Genomic DNA, 20,372 nt, shown 5'->3' on the forward strand with positions numbered 1-20,372 from the left:
ATGCGTTGCAGGAAAACGTCCAGGCATCCGGCTGATTCAAGCCCGCATTGTTGTTTTGCACTAAGTCAATAAAGCGGTGCTCATCTTTGCGGCACCCAACGCGCTTGCCCATTCTGGGAAGCTCAAATTGGCTGCAGTGATCACACGCATTCAAACCGCATATTTCGTCCTTGATATCCTGAAATTGTCACGGTATAAACAGGGGGTTCAGACCCCAATCTCTGACTCGAAAAATAATCTTCCTTTGTCAGGAGATGCAGGGCAATCCTGAGGTGGTGCAAGTTATGACGTCTTTTCATGCCTCGCCCGTAGCGCACACGATGCAACTTGCCCAGGCCTTCACGCTTGTATCGAATGGCTGCGCGTCTGAAACCCAGGTGCTGTTAACCGCACACATGTCGGTAGCGAATCGCCAGCCCTCGAAGGAAACCGGCTTAGCGTTTTGCAAAAAATGCCGAAATAAATATTTACGGAGACATCTCATGCCATGGATGGCGGCCTTACTGTCCTGGCTTCCGCAATGCGGTGTGTTCACCTCCAGCACGAGCGTGTACGCGAAATCATTGAGCCTTTAATTTATCGGGCATCTAGAACCCGAATTCAAATGAAAAACGACAACCTAAACGAAATGCCGGACGCCCTGTTGCCGGACCTGCACAACCTTCCCGATTTTCTGCAACCGAAGCTACGCATTTTCATGAGCGTGGATATCACAGGGTCGATGCTGTTCAAACAGATCTTCACGCACAAAAGCAGCACGCTGACCGAGCAAACGTTCGAAGAAGACATTCCGTCCGAGCCATGGCTCTCACCCACGCTTGAGTTCTATGAGCAGATTTCAGCCATCTTCGATAAACGCTGGAATGCCATTTCCAGTCATGCGCAAAGCACGCCTCATGACTGGGCGATTGGCGAGCGCCCAACCGTGTGGAAAGTGGCCGGCGATGAACTGATTTTCACCAAGGTATTGACCGATCATCGGCAAGCCTACATCTGCGTCACGGCATGGCTGCAAACCGCGCAGGAATACCGTAAGCGAATCAAGCAGCACAGTGTCGAACTCGATCTGAAATGCGCCGCCTGGCTGGCGGGTTTTCCGGTGAATAACGCGGAGGTGATGCTCGATCACCAGGCCGCGGGTGGGCTGGTCGCCTGCGACAATGGCGATTACATCTTCGGCAATCTGTCGCGGCTACATGCAGCGGCAAGCCGAGCTCAAGATTCGACATCGACGCCAGACAACGCACGTATCAGGGACTTCATCGGCCCCTCGATCGACACGGGTTTTCGCGTGAGATCGGTGGCTTCGCCGCGCCGTTTTGTGCTGTCTGTAGATCTCGCCCTGGTATTGGCGCATACGCTCGACAAGCTGCCCGAGACGTGGGCCTTTGGGCCTCTTCAGCTTTACTACGAAGGACGCAAAGACCTGAAGGGCGTCACCAACGGCACGCCCTATCCAATCTTTTGGGTCAATGCGGTCACGCCGGACCCCTTAATGGCCATCGAAGATGAAATCGAAAATCGCACGGCGATACCCGCTAGCCGTGTCAAGGAATTCTGCGAGCAGTTTTTCGAAAAGAACAAGGACACGCATCTAATGCGTCCGTTTATTCTCGATAATCCCGATGCGTTTTTTAGACGTGTGCCACCGCATCATGTCGAAAAACTTAACAAACTAGCGCAGTACTGGAAAAGCGAAAGTACTCGCCGAGTGGCAGAAAAAAGCGCGCAACGCAAAACGGATCCCGCGTCCGTGCCCGGGGCACAGACGAAGCCAGCACGCTGGCCGAAGTCAAACCGGACACCATGCCAGGCTAAAGCTCACGCGAGATGGGTTGGGCGGCGTGCGGCATGGCGGCCCATCTGTTCCTCATCGCCATGGCGCAAGGCCACACTGCACCCGGCTGCCAGAACTAGCACGCTGGCCAGAACCACCAGCCCATGCATCGGGTTGCTGCTCGACTGTTCGATCCAGCCCATGACAGCAGGTCCGACAAAACCACCGAGCAAGCCACACGAGTTCACTAAAGCGAGGCCCCCGGCAAGAGCGGCACCGTGTAGCCGCGACGAGGGAAACGTGAAGATCACCGACTGCACCACGAAGAACATCGTCGCCGACAGGCACAGGCCCATGAGGCCAATTGCTGGGCTCGAATGTGCCGCCAACAGCAGACCCGCTGCCATCGTCAGGAGCCCGATCATCAGCAACCCACGGCTACGGTTTGACGTGCTGGCAAAACGTGGCAAGGTGGCCGCGCCGATCGCCGCGGTGATCCATGGCGTTGCGCTCAGTATGCCAATCATGAATGGCGAGAAGTGACCTGATGCGCCAATCATGCTGGGCAGAAAAAAAATCGTCGTGTAGATCGTCAGTTGATGACAAAAGTAAACGAAGATCGCCAGCCAAACCTGTTTGTCCTGAATCACGCGGAACAATGCATGACGCCCGCACTTATTCTTGCTTTCCGAGACCTGTCCGGCGGCCAGCCGCTGCATCAGGGATGCCGCCTGCTGTTGCGATAGCCATCGCGCCGAAGCAGGACCATCCGGTAACACACGCCACACGATATACGCCAGCAATATCGTGGGCAGCCCTTCGCAAACGAAAAGCCATTGCCAGCCATGCCAGCCAAGCACCCCATCAAGTTCCAGTAATGCGCCACCCAGCGGCCCTCCGACGATATTGGCTACACACACGCCCAGTAAAAAATAGCCGGTCGCTCGCGCCCGCTCTTCGCGGTTAAACCAGTACGTGAGATACAGCATCACGCCCGGGAAGAGTCCGGCCTCTGCCACACCGAGCAAAAGACGCATCACGTAGAACGAGGTTTCGCCCTGAACCCATGCCATGCCCATCGACAGCACGCCCCAAGTCAGCATGATCCGCGTGATCCAGAGCCGCGCGCCCACACGTTGCATGATCAGGTTGCTAGGGATTTCGAAGAGCGCATAGGTGAGAAAAAACAGGCCCGCACCCAGTCCATATGCCGCGGCTGAAATACCCAGATCAATCCCCATCGTCTGCCTGGCAAGCGCAATGTTGGTTCGATCAAGAAAGCTGACCACGTACACCATCACCAGAAGCGGCATCAGCTTGCGCAGCATTGCCTTGCTAAGAGCTGCCGCCTCGTCGGATAAGGGCTGGTCTGTTTGTCGTCGCGGGAAGGACATCGTAGTCTCCGTTTTTATGATGTAGCTAGTGCCTGTTGCGGGATGCCTTATCAAGACTTCGTCTAGAAGTTCACGTGCGCACTCCCCTTGAGGCCCAGCATCGCCCGGGCGTCTTGCGGCGTGGCAATTTCAAGCGAAAGCCCAGCGATCACCTGCCTGATTTTTCGCACTTGTGCAGCGCTTGATTCAGCAAGCTTGTTGGGCTCGAGCCACAACGAATCCTCCAGCCCCACCCTGACGTTGGCGCCTTGCGCCACACCGAGCGTCGCCAACGGGATCTGGTGACGGCCAGCGCCAAGAATCGACCAGACGTAATCGCTGCCGAACAGGCGATCCGCCGTGCGGCGCATATGCATCAGATCTTCGGGGTGCGGACCAATTCCTCCCAGCAGTCCATACACGCTCTGAATGAAGAACGGCGGCTCGGCCAGCTTGCGCTCGACGAAGTGCGCAAGATTGTAGAGATGGGAAATGTCATAGCACTCAAACTCAAAACGCGTGCCATTCGCGCCGCACGACGTCAGGATGTATTCGATATCGGCAAAGGTGTTCTTGAAAACGAGGTCCCGACTGTTGACGAGATGCGAGTATTCCCAATCGTGCTGCAACTCAGTGAAGCGCGTGAGCATCGGATACAAACCGAAGTTCATCGACCCCATATTGAGTGATGCCACTTCAGGCATGAAGACATGCGCGGGACGCAGCCGCTCTTCGACGCTCATATGCGGGCTGCCGCCGCTCGTCAGGTTAATCACTGCATCGGTACTCTCCTTGATACGCGGCAAGAACTCGGAAAACACAGCGGGGTCTTGTGTCGGTCTGCCATCTTCGGGATCGCGCGCGTGCAGATGCAGGATCGCTGCACCCTCGTTGGCGGCTGCGATTGCGGCATCGCCAATCTCTTGCGGTGTGACGGGAAGATAGCGCGACATCGAGGGCGTATGAATCGCACCCGTTGGCGCACAAGTAATGATGACCTTGCGGGAGGCAGCCATGTCATGCTCCTTGGAAGTAGTGATCCTGCTCGGCAGCGTCGACGCCTATAGCGTTTCGACGTTGCCGCAAACCGAAATCGTCTGGCCGGAAATGCCGCGCCCGCCTGGCGAACACAGAAAAAGCGCCGTAGCTGCGATTTCTTCAGGCGTGGTCATACGGCGCAATGAAATTGTTTCGAGGTACTTTTCTTCCATCGCGGCACAAGACAAGCCGAGTTGAGCGGCTCGCGCTGCGATCACCTGCTCCATGCGCGGCCCACGCACAATGCCCGGCTGAATCGCGTTGACCCGAATGCCTGATGGGCCCAGCTCTATCGCAAGACTCTTCGTCAAACCGGCCACGGCCCATTTGCTGCTCGCATAGGGTGTGCGGTAAGCGTAGCCCAGCCGCCCAGCAACCGATGACAGCGCGATGATCGAACCTCCGCCAGGAGACGCGCGTAATAGCGGCACCGCGCGGCGAGCGAAATAAAACTGGGCGTTGAGATTAACCGCGATGGTCCGTTCCCAGTCCGCGCTATCGATCTCGTCGATGCCGCCTGTTGGACCGGCAATGCCGGCATTGTTGAACAGCACATCGATACCACCAAGCTGACGTTCAGCATCGCTAAAAACACGCGCGACGGCCGCTTCATCGGCCACGTCGGCGAGCGTCGATGAGATGCCTGCGTTATCTGAATCGGCATGCATCGCAGCGAGCGCATCCTGGCTTGCATCGCAAACATGCACGCGTGCGCCGGCTTCGACAAAGGCGCGGGCAATCACAAGACCGATGCCCGCAGCCCCGCCACTAATCAGTGCACGCAACCCGGCACGAGGGCGCAACAGGTTCAACACACTCACAGCATGGCTCCTTTAAAAAGCGGATTAACAAACAAGGATTGCGCGGCCAGACCGGGGTAAGCGGCCTCGCCAAATTTGATTGGGCTGGATTTAAATTTTTTCTGCGGCTAGCCGTGCTTCAGCTCAGCGGCGGCATGCAGATGAAGGCGTTCGAGCAGGCTCTCAGCTGCGGTGTAGATATCGGCCGCGATGCCCGCTTTAGCCGCGCCCCCATCGCGTTGCCAAAGGGCTTCGATAATCTGGCGATGGGACAGCATCGAGCGCTGCATATGCGCAATGTCCGGGGCAGCGATATTGAAAAACGGGCCGATCCGCAGCCACATGTTCTGAATTGTGGCGAGCGTCAGATCGCTCGCGCCGTGGCGGTAGATATACGAGTGAAAAGCGAAGTTGCCGTGCAGATATGCGCTGGACGAACCGGCTTGTGCATGAACGTTCATCTCATCGAAGATCGTTTGCAGCTCATGCAGGTTCGCTTCGGTCATCCGCGTGGCGGCGCGTTCCGCGACACAACCTTCGAGCGCAATGCGCACATCGCGCAGTTCTTCGAGTAGACCGGGCGTCATGGGCGGCACCACCAACGCCCGCCCAGGCCCATCGATCAACGCGCCCTCCGCCTGAAGACGCGTTAGCGCCGCACGCACGGGCATGGTGGAAGAACCTACCGCATCGGCCACGCTGCGCAAGCTCAGTGGCAGCCCAGGCGCAAAGCGGCCACTCATGATGGCCTCGCGGAGTTGCTCATAGACCTTGTCGGCAATGGTCTTGTGTGAGATCACCGTGAGCGGTGACATAGAAGATGAAGCAAGACGGGAGGCCATCGGATATTCCATTGAGACAGGCAGCATGTGATGTGTGATCACGTCGTACAGAAAGTGTCTGTGCCTGAAATTCCGAAGTCAATCTATCCAGGACCAGGGAATACGTGGGGACGCGACCGCCGTATGACTGGCGGTTTCTGTTGCCACGCCAGAGTAAAAAAAGCTGCCTCACTCGCATGAAGCAGCTTCCCCGGCCCAACCTTGACGGCACAACGATTGGTTTATTCGTCCATCAAACGAACCTTCACTTTCTTGCCCTTCACCTTTCCAGCGTTGAGTTTGCGCAACGCATCGCGGGCAACACCGCGCCCGATCGCCACATAGGTGGAAAACTCCGTCACGTTGATCTTCCCAATCTGGGCGCTGGAAAAACCGGCATCCTTCGTCAGGGCACCTAGCACGTCGCCAGGCCGGATTTTCTCCTTGCGCCCGCCCAGTATTTGCAGCGTTTCCATTGGCGGCAGCAAGGGCTCGTTGCTGGCCGCGCTCAGTTCGGCCAGCGGATGCCACGCGACCTCGCGCCGCTGCGCCTGCTCCAGCCCGCCAACCCGGCCCATCTCATTCATGCTGGCCAGACTCAACGCCCAGCCGTCCTGATCGGCACGCCCGGTGCGGCCAATACGATGCACATGGACCTCGGGATCAGGCGTCACGTCGACGTTAATCACGGCTTCCAGCTGCGCGATATCAAGGCCACGTGCCGCGACATCCGTCGCAACGAGTACCGAGCAGCTCCGGTTGGCAAACTGGATCAACACCTGGTCGCGCTCGCGCTGGTCAAGCTCGCCATGCAACGCCAACGCATGAAACCCCTGCGCCCGCAGCACATCCAGCAAATCACGGCATTGTTGTTTGGTATTGCAAAAAGCCAGCGTGCTAACCGGGCGATAGTGATTGAGCAGCATGCCGACTGCGTGCAGACGCTCATTTTCGGAGACTTCGTAAAAACGCTGACGGATCTTGCTGTTGTCATGCTGCTGCGTCAGTTTGATTTCCTTCGGATTACGCAGAAACTGCTGGCTCAGCTTGCCAATTCCGTCTGGGTAAGTCGCCGAGAACAACAACGTCTGACGCTCTTTCGGACATTGACGCACCACCGTCACAATATCGTCGAAAAAACCCATATCGAGCATGCGGTCGGCTTCGTCGAGCACCAGCGTTTTGAGCCCTTGCAAATCGAGTCCGCCGCGCTCCAGATGGTCCATGATCCGCCCCGGCGTACCGACGATGATATGGGCGCCATGTTCGAGGCTTGCGCTTTGCGGCCGCATCGGTGTGCCGCCGCACAGTGTCAATACCTTGATGTTTTCTTCTCCGCGAGCGAGGCGGCGAATCTCCTGAGTCACCTGATCGGCCAGTTCGCGCGTGGGGCACAGCACCATTGCCTGCACCGCGAAATTTCGTGGCTCAAGCCGCGCGAGCAAGGCCAATGCGAAAGCGGCCGTCTTGCCACTGCCCGTTTGGGCCTGGGCAATCAGGTCGTGCCCTTCCAGCGCAAAGGGCAAGCTGGCGGCCTGAATCGGCGTCATCTCGTGATAGCCGAGCTGGGTCAGGTTGGCCAGCATCGCGTCCGGCAGCGTGAGCTGGCTAAAGGCAAAGCCCGCTGCCGGTGCGGTAGCCGCGGCGGGGGCCAGAGTAGGCTGAGTCATATCGGGGGCTCGTAGAAGGCTCACTGGAAGGGACGGCCTTCGATCTGTTCGTAGACGATCACACCCTCTTCGCCATCGAAGCGTTCAACATAATTGCGTGCGCCGCACATCGGGCAGCGGAACAGCAACCCCTGGCCTTCATTTTTAATGAGTACCTCGGCTTGTTCCCAGCGGGCTTCGCAGGACTGGTTTCTACAGGTGAACACGGTGATTCTCCAGCTTGGATCTTGGTTGCTTGAATAAAAGAATGCTGCGTATACAGCGCAGCGGGCAGTGGTAGAGCGCTCCGCTATCCCAGATGCGTATGGCGCGAGCGAGGAGCCGTCACTTCCATGTCGGTGAGCCCATGCACGATGCCGCAGTCTTCAACCGACTGCTCGCCATGGCATTGCTCGCGCAGCGTGGTTAATTGCACTTTCAGTTGCCCCAGCTCATTAATGCGCGTATCGACATGTGCGATATGGTCGTCAATCAGCGTATTGATCGCCCCGCATCCATTAGCGGGCGCATCGGTCAAACGCAGCAGCGCGCGGATTTCATCATGTGTCATATCCAGCGCGCGGCAATTGCGGATAAACCGCAACCGCTCAATGTGCTTCGCCGTATAGCTGCGGTAGTTCGCCTGGGTCCGGTCCGCCTCGGGCAGCAGCCCTTCTTTCTCGTAGAAGCGGATGGTTTCGGTCGTGCAATGCGTCATTTTTGCCAATTCGCCGATTTTCATGATGTTTTCTGCCGGTTTCCTGAGTGTTTTACGGGATTTCCTGGAGAACGGCCTTGACCTTATAGTGGCTTCAAGGTGTTTACTAGACCACAAATCCTTGAAGGAAGCCACCATGTCTCACACCCTCCATTCGTCTGATCAGCGTCATGACCATGACGAAGCATGCCGCCACGAGGCTCATCCAGCCCCCGTGGACCCTCATCATCACGAGCATGAGCATCCGCATGCATGCGATGGCCACAACCATCAAGCGCCTCATGCGCACGATCATGGCACTGAGACGAAGCAAGGCGCTTCACACAGCCACAGTCACAGCCATGCGCATGACGAACATTCCGGACACGCTCACAGCCATGATCACGCTCATGGCTGCTCCGGCCACGGACATGCCCATGCACCCGCACCCAGCGCGCTGCAACAACTCGCTGCACAAGAAATCGTGAATGGCCAGGTGCGTACCGCCATTCGCATCATGCAGATGGACTGCCCCACCGAAGAAGCGCTCATTCGCAAACGGCTGGGGCGTCTGCCCGAAGTCGCCAGCATGGATTTCAACCTGATGCAGCGTGTACTGACTGTCGTGCACGCTCCCGGCGCGCTCGAAACCGTCATGGACACGCTGCGCTCGCTCGATTTCACCCCCGAGCTACCCGATGCGAATGCCCCGCAATCGGCGCCCGTGACGCCTCACAAGCCATGGTGGCCCCTCGCGCTCGCGGGTGCGCTGGCCGTGGGCTCGGAAGCCGCTAGCTGGCTCGGCGCCCCGGCCTGGCTGGCGGCAGCGCTGGCACTCGGCGCAATCGCCGCCTGCGGCCTCGGAACTTACCGCAAAGGCTGGCTGGCGCTGCGCAACGGCAATCTGAATATCAATGCGCTGATGAGCATTGCAGTGACCGGCGCGCTAATTTTGCAGCAATGGCCGGAAGCCGCGATGGTGATGGTGCTCTTCACGATTGCCGAGTTGATCGAAGCTAAATCGCTGGACCGGGCACGCAATGCCATCAAAGGTTTGATGCAACTGACGCCGGAACAGGCCAGTGTCCAGCAAGCGGACGGCAGCTGGCAGGCAACTGATCTCAAGACGATTGCCGTCGGCAGCCTCGTGCGCGTGAAGCCGGGCGAGCGCATTGGTCTGGATGGCGATATCGTTGCGGGCCGCTCAAGCGTCAATCAGGCGCCAATCACTGGCGAAAGCCTGCCCGTCGACAAAAACCCAGGCGATCCTGTATTTGCTGGAACGATCAACGAATCGGGTTCGTTCGACTATCGTGTCACCGCCGTCAGCGGCAATACGACGCTGGCGCGCATCATTCACGCCGTCGAAGAAGCGCAAGGCAACAAAGCGCCGACACAGCGTTTCGTGGACCAGTTCGCCCGGGTCTATACCCCCGTGGTGTTTGCCATTGCCCTGGCGGTCGCCGTGCTGCCGCCGCTGCTATTTGGCGGTGCGTGGCATGAGTGGGTATACAAGGCACTCGTGATGCTAGTGATCGCCTGCCCTTGCGCGCTGGTGATCTCAACACCCGTGACGATTGTCAGCGGGCTCGCTGCCGCGGCACGGCACGGCATCCTCATCAAAGGCGGTGCGTATCTGGAACAAGGCCGCAAGCTTAAATGGCTCGCACTCGACAAAACCGGCACCATCACACATGGCAAGCCCGTGCAAACCACCTTCGAGCTGCGCGCCGCCGATGCCGATGCTGCACGTAGCCGGATACTCGCCGCCAGCCTGGCCAGCCGCTCAGATCATCCCGTGTCGCAAGCGATTGCCCGCGCCGCCCAGGCTGACGGGCTGACCCTGTTTGCCGTCGAAGATTTCACAGCGATTGCTGGCCGCGGCGTCAGCGGCATGATCGACGGCATGTCGTATTCGCTGGGCAATCACCGCCTGGTTGAGGAGTTGGGACGCTGCTCACCCGAGCTCGAAGCACGGCTCGATACGCTGGAACGTGAAGGCAAAACGGTCGTGATGCTAATCGACGCCGAGCGCGTGCTAGCTCTTTTCGCGGTTGCCGACACCGTGAAAGAAAGCAGCCGCGCGGCCATCACCGAGCTGCATCAGTTGGGCGTCCAGACCGCGATGCTGACCGGAGACAATCCCCACACCGCCGAGGCCATTGCGCGGCAAGTGGGAATTGACGAAGCGCGCGGCAATCAACTGCCCGAAGACAAGCTGAATGCGATTGTGGCGCTCTCGGCTGAAAGCACAACGGTCGTCGGCATGGTCGGCGATGGCATTAACGATGCACCTGCGCTGGCGCGAGCGAACATCGGCTTCGCCATGGGCGCGATGGGCACCGATACCGCGATTGAAACCGCCGATGTCGCCTTGATGGATGACGATCTGCGCAAGATTCCGCTTTTTATCCGGCTATCACGGGCTACGCATTCGGTGCTGGTGCAAAACATCGTGTTAGCGCTGGGCATCAAGGCGGTCTTTTTGACGCTCACGCTGATGGGCATGGGAACGATGTGGATGGCTGTGTTTGCCGACGCAGGCGCAAGCTTGCTGGTGGTCGGGAACGGTTTGCGGCTGTTGCGCAAGTGATGGTGTTTTTGTTTTGAGGCAAGGGTCTGCCGTTATGCAAGCCCGAACCGGATAAAGCAACGCTCGCTGGCTTTTGCACTGCGCCCCAAAGGTTGGATCGGTTGGCTCGATCTCCAACTTTTGGGGCGCAGTTCATTTGACGGGCTTGCCTGCTACCGGGTTGCAGGCATCAGAAAAACGGGTTCGCTCAGACGTTAAACAAAAAGTTCAGCACGTCCCCATCGTGCACGACATATTCCTTACCTTCCGCACGCATCTTGCCGGCTTCCTTCGCGCCCTGCTCACCCTTGTACGTGACAAAGTCGTCGAAACCGATGGTCTGTGCCCGGATAAAACCGCGTTCGAAATCAGTGTGAATCACGCCGGCCGCTTGCGGCGCCGTATCGCCAATATGAATCGTCCAGGCCCGCACTTCCTTGACGCCTGCCGTGAAATAAGTCTGTAGTCCCAGCAGCTTGAAACCTGCGCGAATCACCCGGTTCAGCCCGGGCTCGTCCATCCCCAGATCGGCAAGAAAAATCGCTTTGTCATCGTCTGACAGATCGGTTATTTCGGCTTCGATCGCCGCGCACACGGCCACCACCGGCGCCCCCTCCGCTTCAGCAAACCGCTTCACCGCATCGAGATGGGGGTTGTTCTCGAAGCCGTTTTCTTTCACGTTCGCCACGTACATGGTCGGCTTTGCGGTAATCAGGCAAAACGGCTTGAGCAGCGCCAGCTCATCGTCTGAGAGATCCAGCGCGCGTACCGGACGCGCCTGGTCAAGCTGCGCGCGCACCTTTTCCAGCACGGCGACCAGCTTGGCCGCCTCTTTGTCGTTGCCCGAGCGCGCCGCCTTGGCGTAGCGCGTCAGCGATTTCTCGATGGTCGCCAAGTCCGCCAGCGCCAGTTCAGTGTTAATCACTTCGATATCCGACAGCGGATCGATCTTGCCCGCGACGTGAATCACGTTTTCGTCTTCGAAACAGCGCACGACATGGGTGATGGCATCAGTTTCGCGGATGTTCGCCAGAAACTGGTTGCCCAACCCTTCGCCCTTGCTCGCCCCGGCCACGAGGCCCGCGATATCCACAAACTCCACCACGGCGGGCAGGATGCGTTCCGGCTTGACGATGGCCGCTAGCGCGTCAAGCCGTGCATCGGGCACTTCCACCACGCCAACATTGGGCTCGATCGTGCAGAATGGATAATTTTCGGCAGCAATACCCGCCTTGGTCAGCGCGTTGAACAGGGTAGACTTGCCGACGTTGGGCAGGCCGACGATGCCGCATTTGAGGCTCATGGGAAAACCTTTTGTATCAATAGTTGATGTGGCGCAATGGATGCTTTTATGCCGGCCATGCGGGCGCGGACAAAGCAAACCCAGAGACCACGAAAGCCACGGAAAACGCACGAAGCACACGACAGGGCAGCAAAACAGCTCACTGGCGCGACCGCCCGGCGGGGCCGTACGCGCCCTGCGCCGCGAAAGGCGCAATTGTAACGCGTTCAGAGGCCCCGACAGACAAGGGTCCGAGCCTGAAACACCTGAAAAAAAGCGGTACCGGCAGCCAGAATACCCAGCTAACATCGTGTTACAACCCGGCGCAAGAACTCACATCTTTTGCCTCGACACGGGTTAATCGCTCTCATAGATTCAATGCTGCAACTCATCCCTAGCAGGCAAATCGCCGTGGATACCATGCGTCCGGAAATGAAATACTGGCTGGCCGGTTTGATGATCGCAGCCCTGCCGCTCGCCGAGGCGCACGGCTGGCCCAGCCGCGCGGTGGCTGGCAACAACGCGCAGCAGGCCGAAGCCGCTTCAAACACGACGGCGACGCGATTTGTCGTACCGTCGCCCGCCGCCGCCCGCCCGGCACAGGTTCACACGAATTCGATCCGCTACGACGTCACGCGCTACAACCAGGAACGCCGCAATATCCGTGTCCTCGACGAGGTCGCCCGGCCGCCGGCCATCCCTCCTTACCGCAACAATTAGCTCCGCCGTCTTTCACTTTCCAGTTGCCCGGCTCACCCGGCCGAACTCGCGTCCTGTCGCCACGGCATCGCCTCCCACACCCTGCACCGCCCCCCCAGCACACATCACCCTCCCAAGGCTAACGCACTCGATATACCCGCAATAACTTGCCTTATTTTTTTCCGGCCAGACGATCCGTAAAGATGCGCTCTTCCGGTCAGCCTCGCGCAAAACGAGCGGCCAATGTGAGGCACCCCGCGGCACTACGTCGCAGTCAGGTGCCTCAAGCCAAAACAGGAAAAGCTATGCCTCCTCGTTGTCGCAGCTCGCTGAAAAAAGCCCTTACGGCCAGCACGTTCATTAGCCTGCTAGCAGGCGCTTCGCCCGGATTCGCCGAATCCGGCGTGCAGCTTTACGGCCTGGTCGACGAATGGGTAGGCGCCAGGAAATTACCTGGGGGCGAGCGGGCCGTGAGAGTTTCGGGAGGCGGCATGTCCACCTCGTACTGGGGCCTGAGAGGCGCTGAAGATCTCGGCGGCAGCTATAAGGCGGTGTTCTCGCTGGAAGGATTTTTCCGCGCCGAGAATGGGCAATACGGACGGTTTACCGGTGATCCTTTTTTCGCTCGCAATGCCTATGCGGGAATCGATTCGCCGTATGGCAGGCTGGTCGCGGGCCGCCTGACCACGCGGCTTTTTCTGGCGACGATTGGCTTCAACCCATTTGGCGATTCTTATGTGTTTTCGCCGATGGTCTATCACACGTATCTGGGCCTGGGCACCTCCCAGCCTTACCCTACAGACCAGGGCGCACTCGGCGATTCAGGCTGGAACAACGCCATCCAGTATTCGTCGCCGGACTTCAAAGGCCTAAGCGCCAGCGCCATGTATGCCCTGGGCAATACACCCGGACAAAACGGCGCAAAAAAATGGAGTGCGCAATTCACTTATTCCGGAGGGGCATTCGCGGCATCTGGCGTATTTCAGTATGTCAACTTCAGCCAAAACCCGGGTGACCTGGCGGCACTCACTGCCAGCATGAAAAGCCAGAGCGTCGCGCAACTGGGCCTGACCTACGATCTGGCGTTCATGAAGCTCTATGGCCAGTACATGTACAGCAAGAATGACCGGTCAAGCCAAGGAAGCTGGCACGTCAACACCGCCCAGGGCGGCGTCTCGGTACCCGCCGGTACGGGGAAAATTCTGGCCTCATATGCCTACTCGCACGATAGTGGCGGGCTTGATCTGACGCGGCAAACCTGGGCGCTCGCCTACGACTATCCGTTTTCCAAACGCACCGATCTTTACGCGGGCTATCTGAACGACCATATCAGCGGCCAGTCCAACGGCAATACTTTTGGCGCCGGTATCCGCTCCCGTTTTTAAACATCGGGAATCGCACAATCAATGCAGCGCGTGAGCCCTGAAGGCCTCACGCGCTGCATTGATTCAAAAACAAGCTCGCGCAAATTAGTGTGAAGGCGCCGTCGCGGCCCGCAACGCCGCAACCCGGCCGCGCACATCATCCCACGCGGGCTTTTGCGCGAAATGCTCACGCAGATACCCGGCTAACGCACTGATTTGCTCATCGTTCAGGCTGTTCCGGAAGCCCGGCATATAGCCCAGATTATCTTTTGCCGGATGCCCAATACCATCCAGAATCGTGCGCAACAGATTGTCAGGGCGCGCTGCATGCACGTTGGTGTTAAACGCTAACGAAGGACGCACGCCAAAAAGGTGCGGCCCATTGCCATCGTGATGGCAGGCCATACATGCGCTAGCGAAAATACGCGCACCCTGCCCGGTGATGGGCTGCATTTGACCATAGGTTTGCGCGCGTAACTCGGCGGCACGTTTTGCCTGTTCCCCAGCGTTGTCCGTCTTTTGGCCAAAGGACGCCAGGTAAAGCGAGAGTGCATCCAGATCATCCTCCGGCAAACCCGAGACGCCCTGGATCACCGGTGCCATCGGCCCGCCTGCGATGCCATGCAGCGGGGTGAAGCCATGCCGCAGGTAGCTGTTGAAATCGCTTTGGGTCCACGGCAGGGGCGCAGGCGATTTCGCATTGAGTGCAGGGGCATCCCAGCCATCCGCGAGACCACCGCCAAAGTGCGCCGCGCCACCACGTTCCGCCCCCAGGAAATTACGCGGTGTATGACACGCGCTGCAATGTCCCAGCCCTTCAGCCAGATAAGCCCCACGGTTCCATTCGACGCTCTGGCTGGGATCCGCCTTGTACGGCCCGCTTCTGTGGAACAGCAAGTCCCAGCCCGCCATCAGATAGCGCTGGTTGAAGGGAAACGGCAACTTCGTTGCAGGCGCGGCCTCGCTCACCGGCGGCTGGCTCATCAGATACGCGTAAAGCGCCTTCAGATCGTCATCGCTGGTTTTTGTAAACGAGGTATAGGGAAACGCCGGATACAGGTGATGTCCTTCGCGGTCGATGCCATGGCGCATCGCCCGTTCAAACGCGGCATACGACCAATTGCCGATCCCGTATTTCGGATCCGGCGTCAGGTTCGTGCTGTAAATCGTGCCAAACGGCGTGTTGAGCGGACGCCCACCCGCATTGCGCACGCCACCGTCACGCGTGTGACATACCGCGCAATCGCCCAGTGCCGCGAGGCGTTGGCCCAGCGCGATCTGCGCCGAATCGAAACTCGCCGCAGGCGGGGGCGCGACAGGGGCAATGGCTGGCTGCCAGGCCACCATGGCGCTACAGGCGATCAGTACGACAACGACGCCGATGCTCCAGAGAGCCTTGTTCTTTGTTTTCATAATCGAAAAGGAAATACTGCGGGTTACTGCGAGCGCGTCATTTCACCCGGCTCACCAGGGAAAAGCGCATCCGGTTCAGACAATGTTGTGCTGTTGCAAGGCTGCCTTCACACGCTCAGGCGTAAAAGGCACCTGGCGCAAGCGCACACCCGTAGCGTCGAAAATCGCGTTGGCAATTGCCGCCGCGCTCGGCACGGAAGCCGATTCGCCCGCGCCCTTCGACGGCTCATCCGGACGATCGAGCAGCACAACGTCGATCTCCGGCAACGTGGTAAAGCCGAGGATGGGATAGCCGCCCCACTCAAGGCTCGTGACCGAGCTTTCATCGAACGTCGCAAATTCGTTGAGCACCCGGCTCAGTGACTGGATCACATTGCCATGCACCTGATGCCGCACGCCGTCCGGATTAATCATGCAGCCGCAATCGTGCGCCACCACCACCCGCGTGACCTTGACCGCACCGGTATCGGGATTGACTTCGACATCGGCCACCCAGGCCGCCCAAGCCGCGCCAAAGCCCGGAAACTTGCTGTGAAAGTAACGCGCATAAGCCAGCCCACGCCCTTTCAGCACGCCACCCTGGCGCGCCTGCGGATTGGGTACGGGACGCGGTGTCCAGCCCGCACGCTCAGTCACTGCGTGAATCAGCGCCAGGGCGCGCTCGTCATCCAGATAGCGCAGACGGAATGCCAGCGGATCGACACCCGCCAGATGGGCGAGTTCGTCGATATAGGATTCGTGCGCGAAAACGTTCGGCAATGCCGACACGCCCCGCAGCCACGAGGCTCGCACAATCGGCGCCGCATCGTTGGCCACCACCCGCATATGCGGATAGCGATACTGGGGAATCGCCGTGCGATCGCCCATCTGCGCGACTTCGGGCTTGGCATCAATCGCGCCCGTGAGCAGCAACGCGAGTGTCGGCGCGCTGTTCGAGGGGTAGCAGGTGCTGAAATCGTAAGCTACGACGCCATCTTTCGCATCCAGCCCACCACGCACTTCCATCAGTTGCGCCGTACCTTTGGGCTCCCAGCCTTGCTCCTGCTCGCGCATCAGTTGCACGCGCACCGGACGCCCCACCGCGCGCGACAGCAGCACCGCGTCAGCGCACACATCGTCAGCGCCATTGCGCCCGTAGCAACCCGAGGCTTCCATCCGCACGATGTGAATTTCAGCTTCATGGCGCTTGAGCAGTTTCGCCAGATCGGCACGCAGATCGTGCGGATTCTGGCTGCCAGACCACACCTGGACCTGGTCATTCTGTACATCGGCCAGCCCACAGGACGGGCCAATCGAGGCATGCAGGTGATACGGCCAGACATAGGTCGCGTTGAGCGGCTTGGCCGCTGTGCTCAGTACCTTGTCGACCTGCGGATCATCGTGCAGCATGCGCGGGCTCTTGGGATGTGCCCGCAAGGTTTTTTCCAGGCCATCGAGGCTCAGGTCGGGCAAGCCTTTCCATGGCTTCCAGTTCACCTTGAGCTGACGTGCGATGCGAATCGCCTGCTCCTCGCGCTCGGCGACCACTCCGACAAAATCACCCTCGACGACCACCTTGACCAACCCCGGCAGCCCAGCGATGGATTCCATCTCCACTGAAATCAGGCTTTTGCCAATGGGAGCGGTGTTATCGACACCGGTATAGGGCGGCCGCACGACACGGCCATGCAACATGCCCGGAACTCGCATGTCATGCACATAGGTCAACTGGCCCGTCAGCTTGGCGGGAATATCGACGCGCGGCACCGACCGGCCGATGAGGCGCAAATCCTTGCGCGGCTTGAGCGGTGTCGCGCTATCGAGATGCAGGTTAAAACGCTGGCCTTTGACCAGCTCGCCATAACCGATGGTGCGAAGCCCGCCATGACGCGTTGTCACCACGCCATCGGCAGCGCTGAGTTGTTCAGGACGCACACCAAAATGCTGGGCCGCGCGCTCGAGCAAAAAGCGCCGTGCTTCGGCGGCCGCCTGGCGCAGCGGAATTGACGTCACCTGAATCGTGGCGCTAGCAATCGTCGGACCTTGATCGGGTGTACGGCGGGTATCGCCCAGAATCATCTCGACATGATCGAAAGCGACATCCAGCTCATCGGCGACAATCTGCGCCAGTGCGGTCCGCACGCCAGTGCCAAGGTCAACGTGACCGTTAAAAGCCGTCACGCGGCCGTCTGGGCCAATCGCAATGAAGGTGTCCACCTGATCGAGCGGCAACTCAGGGGCAGCCAGCGGGCCAGGGCTGGCAAGCGCCGCCGCGAGGGGCGCAGGCATGTTCAGCGTGACCAGCAACAAACCGCCCGCCTTGAGAAAGGCGCGGCGGGACACGGATGAGGGCAAAGCGTGGCTCATGAGCTAGCCTTTGCCGGAGCGGCTGCGGTTGCGGTTGCGGTTGCGGCATCACGCAGCAAGAGGGCGGCGCGATGCACGGCCTTCAGAATTTCAACGTGAGTGCCGCAGCGGCACAAGTTGTACGCCAGTTCCTGACGAATCTCGGCATCAGTGGGATTAGGATTGCGATCAAGCAATGCTTTGACGGTCATCACCATGCCGTTGATGCAATAGCCACACTGCGCCGCCTGCTCATCGATGAACGCCTGCTGCACCGGATGGGGCGCGGCCAGGTCGCCCAGCCCTTCCAGCGTCGTCACGGTGCGGCCGACAGCGGCAGCAACGGGCATCACGCACGAACGCGTCGCCACGCCATCGACGATGACCGTACAGGCACCGCATTCGCCCAAACCACAGCCGAACTTGGGGCCATTGAGCGCCAGGTCATTGCGCAACACGTAAAGCAGGGCCGTATCGGGCTCCGCTTCGACGTGCCGGATCTGACCATTAACGGTCAGCTTGAGATTCGTATTCATGTGGGTTCCCCCTTGCTTCGCGTATAGCGGCAATACGGCAAGGATTGAAATTGGTTCTGTATCAAGAAGGCCGCGTCACAGTGTCACAGTAATAACGGGCGATTTTATCCACAGTTCTGAAACCAACATCCTGAAAACCACCGGCAGACGTAATGCGAGCCGTTAATCAGGTAACTACGCAAGCAACTACGCAGGCAACTACGAGGAGAACTACGGTGACAAATTAGCGGACAGCTTCATGCGATTGTTTCGGTTGCCTGATTTTTTCCGGGGAAGACTTGGGCTGAAAATACGGAAGATGCATTAAAACTGGGGAAATTCACGGTTTTAATGGCGTAAGAAGAAAAATAAATCATGACCTGAAACCCGGCTGTTACCCGCGCCGCCGAAGCCGCGTTGCAACACCGCCCTTGGCACCCATCACCGCGCCCACAAGCTACACGCCGACCCGAGCTGACAGGATAGCTTGCGACAGGCCTTTGACAAGCACGTCGAGGCCTTGTCTTCCGGCGCATCTCCCCGCGTCCAGAACGCATCCCCTTGCCTCCCCCAAAAAGCAACAGGCACCCCAAACTCACGGTGAACAACGAAAGCGCGGCCTGACCCAGCGTGGCCAACCCAGCGTGGCCAACCTAGCGAAGCATGCCCAGGCGCGCCTTGGCATCTTCATACTCGCGCGTCAGACGCGCGACCAGTTCCGCAACGCTCGGCACATCATCCATCAACCCAACACCCTGGCCTGCGCCCCAGATATCTTTCCAGGCTTTGGTCTTGTCGCTGGCGAAATTCATTTTCGTTTTGTCCGACTCGGGCAGCGCATCAGGGTCGAGCCCCGCGTTGACAATGCTCTCGCGGATGTAATTGCCATGCACGCCCGTAAACAGATTGGTATAGATGATGTCGGCAGCATTAGCCTGTACGATCGCCTGTTTATAGTTATCCACCGCGTGAGCCTCCTGGGTAGCGATAAAACGCGTGCCTATATACGCCAGATCAGCCCCCATCGCCTGCGCCGCCAGGATCGAGCCGCCATTCGCAATCGCCCCGGACAGCACCAGCGGACCATCGAAGATGCGCCGCACTTCACCCACCAGCGCAAACGGTGAAGTCGATCCTGCATGGCCGCCCGCGCCCGCCGCCACCAGAATCAACCCGTCCACGCCCGCTTCCAGCGCTTTTTGCGCATGACGAAGATTGATCACGTCGTGCAGCACGATGCCGCCATAGCTATGCACGGCATCGACGATCGCGCGCGAGGGTGCGCGCAAGCTCGTGATAAAAATCGGCACCTGGTGCTCGACGCATACCTGCACGTCATGTTCGAGACGCTCATTCGACTGATGCACGATCTGGTTCACGGCTATCGGGCCAATCACGGCATGCGGGTGCGCGGCCCGGTGCTCAGCCAGTGCCGACTGGATTTGCGTGAGCCACGTATCGAGCAATTCGGCGGGACGTGCATTGAGCGCCGGAAATGAGCCGACGATGCCAGCCTTGCATTGCGCCAGCACCAGCTCGGGATAGCTGACGATGAACATCGGGGATGCCACAACGGGTAACGCAAGATTCTGCAAAACGGCGGGCAGGGCCATGGCGCGAGTCTCCTGAAATTGGTTTGGGCAGTTTGCGAACGAGCGTTCGATTATAGACGGGTAGCTCATGTCAATTCATGACCCATTCATTGACAGAAAAGCTCTGGTTTTATTACAGATTTATTTCATCAAAAGCTTTTCCCAACATGCGAAAACGAATTATTAAGGTCAATACCGTTGTTTTTTGAGACAAGCGCGCGTGAACCACACCATAATCTGTTAAAAAAACGGCACAGAAAGAAAATGCCTGGTACTCGCAAGCGGCACGACCTGTTGTTGCATTCACTCGAACAATAAATACGCCATCTAGTCTAGCGAGACTAACCGTTGCGCAATGGCGCAAATTCAAATGAAAAATGCACTGTCTCAGGCAACTTCTTCCCAGCTAAGACAGTCACAAGACAATTCCTAGTCATCTTCATCGCTTACGCCCA

General features: G+C 58.8%; 16 protein-coding genes. 3 read left to right on the forward strand and 13 right to left on the reverse strand.

Annotated elements, in window-relative coordinates; all coding sequences use genetic code 11:
• Window positions 1-838: 838 nt before the first annotated feature.
• The 8 genes from GH657_RS00075 to cadR all read right to left on the reverse strand — a co-directional run bounded on the left by GH657_RS00075 (window position 839) and on the right by cadR (window position 8,200).
• Window positions 839-1,051 carry a hypothetical protein gene (locus GH657_RS00075; protein ID WP_174769835.1) on the reverse strand — a complete coding sequence of 71 codons (213 nt, stop codon included), beginning with the start codon at window positions 1,049-1,051 and terminating at the stop codon, window positions 839-841.
• 770 nt (window positions 1,052-1,821) lie between these two features.
• Window positions 1,822-3,171 carry an MFS transporter gene (locus GH657_RS00080; RefSeq protein WP_153098779.1) on the reverse strand — a complete coding sequence of 450 codons (1,350 nt, stop codon included), beginning with the start codon at window positions 3,169-3,171 and terminating at the stop codon, window positions 1,822-1,824.
• A 62-nt stretch (window positions 3,172-3,233) separates the two neighbouring features.
• Window positions 3,234-4,166: a 3,5-dioxohexanoate:acetyl-CoA acetone transferase gene (gene kce / locus GH657_RS00085; protein WP_153098780.1), complete on the reverse strand. Its 933-nt coding sequence runs from the start codon at window positions 4,164-4,166 to the stop codon at window positions 3,234-3,236.
• 45 nt (window positions 4,167-4,211) lie between these two features.
• Window positions 4,212-5,009, reverse strand: coding sequence for an SDR family oxidoreductase (locus GH657_RS00090; RefSeq protein WP_153098781.1), 798 nt, complete (start codon window positions 5,007-5,009; stop codon window positions 4,212-4,214).
• Between the two features lie 107 nt (window positions 5,010-5,116).
• A complete protein-coding gene (locus GH657_RS00095; protein WP_153098782.1) occupies window positions 5,117-5,830 on the reverse strand; it encodes a GntR family transcriptional regulator in 714 nt (237 codons plus the stop codon).
• Between the two features lie 221 nt (window positions 5,831-6,051).
• Complete coding sequence (gene dbpA, locus GH657_RS00100) at window positions 6,052-7,479, reverse strand: ATP-dependent RNA helicase DbpA (protein WP_153098783.1); 1,428 nt, start codon at window positions 7,477-7,479, stop codon at window positions 6,052-6,054.
• Window positions 7,480-7,499: 20 nt separating this feature from the next.
• Window positions 7,500-7,685 (reverse strand): hypothetical protein, encoded by a 186-nt coding sequence (locus tag GH657_RS00105; RefSeq protein WP_153098784.1) that lies wholly within the window; start codon window positions 7,683-7,685, stop codon window positions 7,500-7,502.
• 83 nt (window positions 7,686-7,768) lie between these two features.
• A complete protein-coding gene (gene cadR / locus GH657_RS00110; RefSeq protein ID WP_153098785.1) occupies window positions 7,769-8,200 on the reverse strand; it encodes a Cd(II)/Pb(II)-responsive transcriptional regulator in 432 nt (143 codons plus the stop codon).
• Between the two features lie 112 nt (window positions 8,201-8,312).
• On the opposite strand from cadR, the gene GH657_RS00115 reads away from it, so the two are divergent.
• Entirely contained in the window at window positions 8,313-10,748 is a 2,436-nt protein-coding gene (locus GH657_RS00115; RefSeq protein WP_153098786.1) for a heavy metal translocating P-type ATPase, read from the forward strand.
• Between the two features lie 187 nt (window positions 10,749-10,935).
• On the opposite strand, the gene ychF is transcribed toward GH657_RS00115, so the two are convergent.
• Window positions 10,936-12,030, reverse strand: a complete 1,095-nt coding sequence (gene ychF / locus GH657_RS00120; protein WP_153098787.1) for a redox-regulated ATPase YchF — start codon at window positions 12,028-12,030, stop codon at window positions 10,936-10,938.
• A gap of 390 nt (window positions 12,031-12,420) precedes the next feature.
• Between ychF and GH657_RS00125 the strand changes: the two genes are divergently transcribed.
• Together GH657_RS00125 and GH657_RS00130 are read left to right on the forward strand one after the other, a co-directional pair.
• Complete coding sequence (locus GH657_RS00125) at window positions 12,421-12,729, forward strand: hypothetical protein (protein ID WP_153098788.1); 309 nt, start codon at window positions 12,421-12,423, stop codon at window positions 12,727-12,729.
• A gap of 284 nt (window positions 12,730-13,013) precedes the next feature.
• On the forward strand, window positions 13,014-14,093 hold the full coding sequence (locus GH657_RS00130) for a porin (protein ID WP_153098789.1): 1,080 nt from the start codon (window positions 13,014-13,016) through the stop codon (window positions 14,091-14,093).
• Between the two features lie 84 nt (window positions 14,094-14,177).
• On the opposite strand, the gene GH657_RS00135 is transcribed toward GH657_RS00130, so the two are convergent.
• From GH657_RS00135 to GH657_RS00150, 4 genes are all read right to left on the reverse strand, one after another.
• Window positions 14,178-15,485: a cytochrome c gene (locus tag GH657_RS00135; RefSeq protein WP_153098790.1), complete on the reverse strand. Its 1,308-nt coding sequence runs from the start codon at window positions 15,483-15,485 to the stop codon at window positions 14,178-14,180.
• A gap of 75 nt (window positions 15,486-15,560) precedes the next feature.
• Window positions 15,561-17,831, reverse strand: coding sequence for a xanthine dehydrogenase family protein molybdopterin-binding subunit (locus tag GH657_RS00140; RefSeq protein ID WP_153098791.1), 2,271 nt, complete (start codon window positions 17,829-17,831; stop codon window positions 15,561-15,563).
• A complete protein-coding gene (locus GH657_RS00145) occupies window positions 17,828-18,346 on the reverse strand; it encodes a (2Fe-2S)-binding protein (protein ID WP_153098792.1) in 519 nt (172 codons plus the stop codon). The genes GH657_RS00140 and GH657_RS00145 overlap by 4 nt, the downstream gene beginning before the upstream one ends.
• Window positions 18,347-18,978: 632 nt before the next feature.
• The gene (locus GH657_RS00150) at window positions 18,979-19,938 is read right to left on the reverse strand and encodes an NAD(P)H-dependent flavin oxidoreductase (RefSeq protein ID WP_153098793.1); all 960 of its coding nucleotides are present in this window, start codon (window positions 19,936-19,938) and stop codon (window positions 18,979-18,981) included.
• Window positions 19,939-20,372 lie beyond the last annotated feature (434 nt).

This window comes from Paraburkholderia hayleyella (genome assembly GCF_009455685.1).
Classification (GTDB): Bacteria; Pseudomonadota; Gammaproteobacteria; order Burkholderiales; family Burkholderiaceae; genus Paraburkholderia; species Paraburkholderia hayleyella.

Excerpts from the sequence above, each read along its gene's own strand:
- GH657_RS00135 (WP_153098790.1), bottom strand. The coding sequence starts at position 15,485 with ATGAAAACAAAGAACAAGGCTCTCTGGAGCATCGGCGTCGTTGTCGTA.
- kce (WP_153098780.1), bottom strand. The coding sequence starts at position 4,166 with ATGGCTGCCTCCCGCAAGGTCATCATTACTTGTGCGCCAACGGGTGCG.
- GH657_RS00080 (WP_153098779.1), bottom strand. The coding sequence starts at position 3,171 with ATGTCCTTCCCGCGACGACAAACAGACCAGCCCTTATCCGACGAGGCG.
- cadR (WP_153098785.1), bottom strand. The coding sequence starts at position 8,200 with ATGAAAATCGGCGAATTGGCAAAAATGACGCATTGCACGACCGAAACC.
- ychF (WP_153098787.1), bottom strand. The coding sequence starts at position 12,030 with ATGAGCCTCAAATGCGGCATCGTCGGCCTGCCCAACGTCGGCAAGTCT.
- GH657_RS00140 (WP_153098791.1), bottom strand. The coding sequence starts at position 17,831 with ATGAGCCACGCTTTGCCCTCATCCGTGTCCCGCCGCGCCTTTCTCAAG.
- GH657_RS00130 (WP_153098789.1), top strand. The coding sequence starts at position 13,014 with ATGCCTCCTCGTTGTCGCAGCTCGCTGAAAAAAGCCCTTACGGCCAGC.
- GH657_RS00150 (WP_153098793.1), bottom strand. The coding sequence starts at position 19,938 with ATGGCCCTGCCCGCCGTTTTGCAGAATCTTGCGTTACCCGTTGTGGCA.
- GH657_RS00115 (WP_153098786.1), top strand. The coding sequence starts at position 8,313 with ATGTCTCACACCCTCCATTCGTCTGATCAGCGTCATGACCATGACGAA.
- GH657_RS00095 (WP_153098782.1), bottom strand. The coding sequence starts at position 5,830 with ATGGCCTCCCGTCTTGCTTCATCTTCTATGTCACCGCTCACGGTGATC.
- GH657_RS00145 (WP_153098792.1), bottom strand. The coding sequence starts at position 18,346 with ATGAATACGAATCTCAAGCTGACCGTTAATGGTCAGATCCGGCACGTC.
- dbpA (WP_153098783.1), bottom strand. The coding sequence starts at position 7,479 with ATGACTCAGCCTACTCTGGCCCCCGCCGCGGCTACCGCACCGGCAGCG.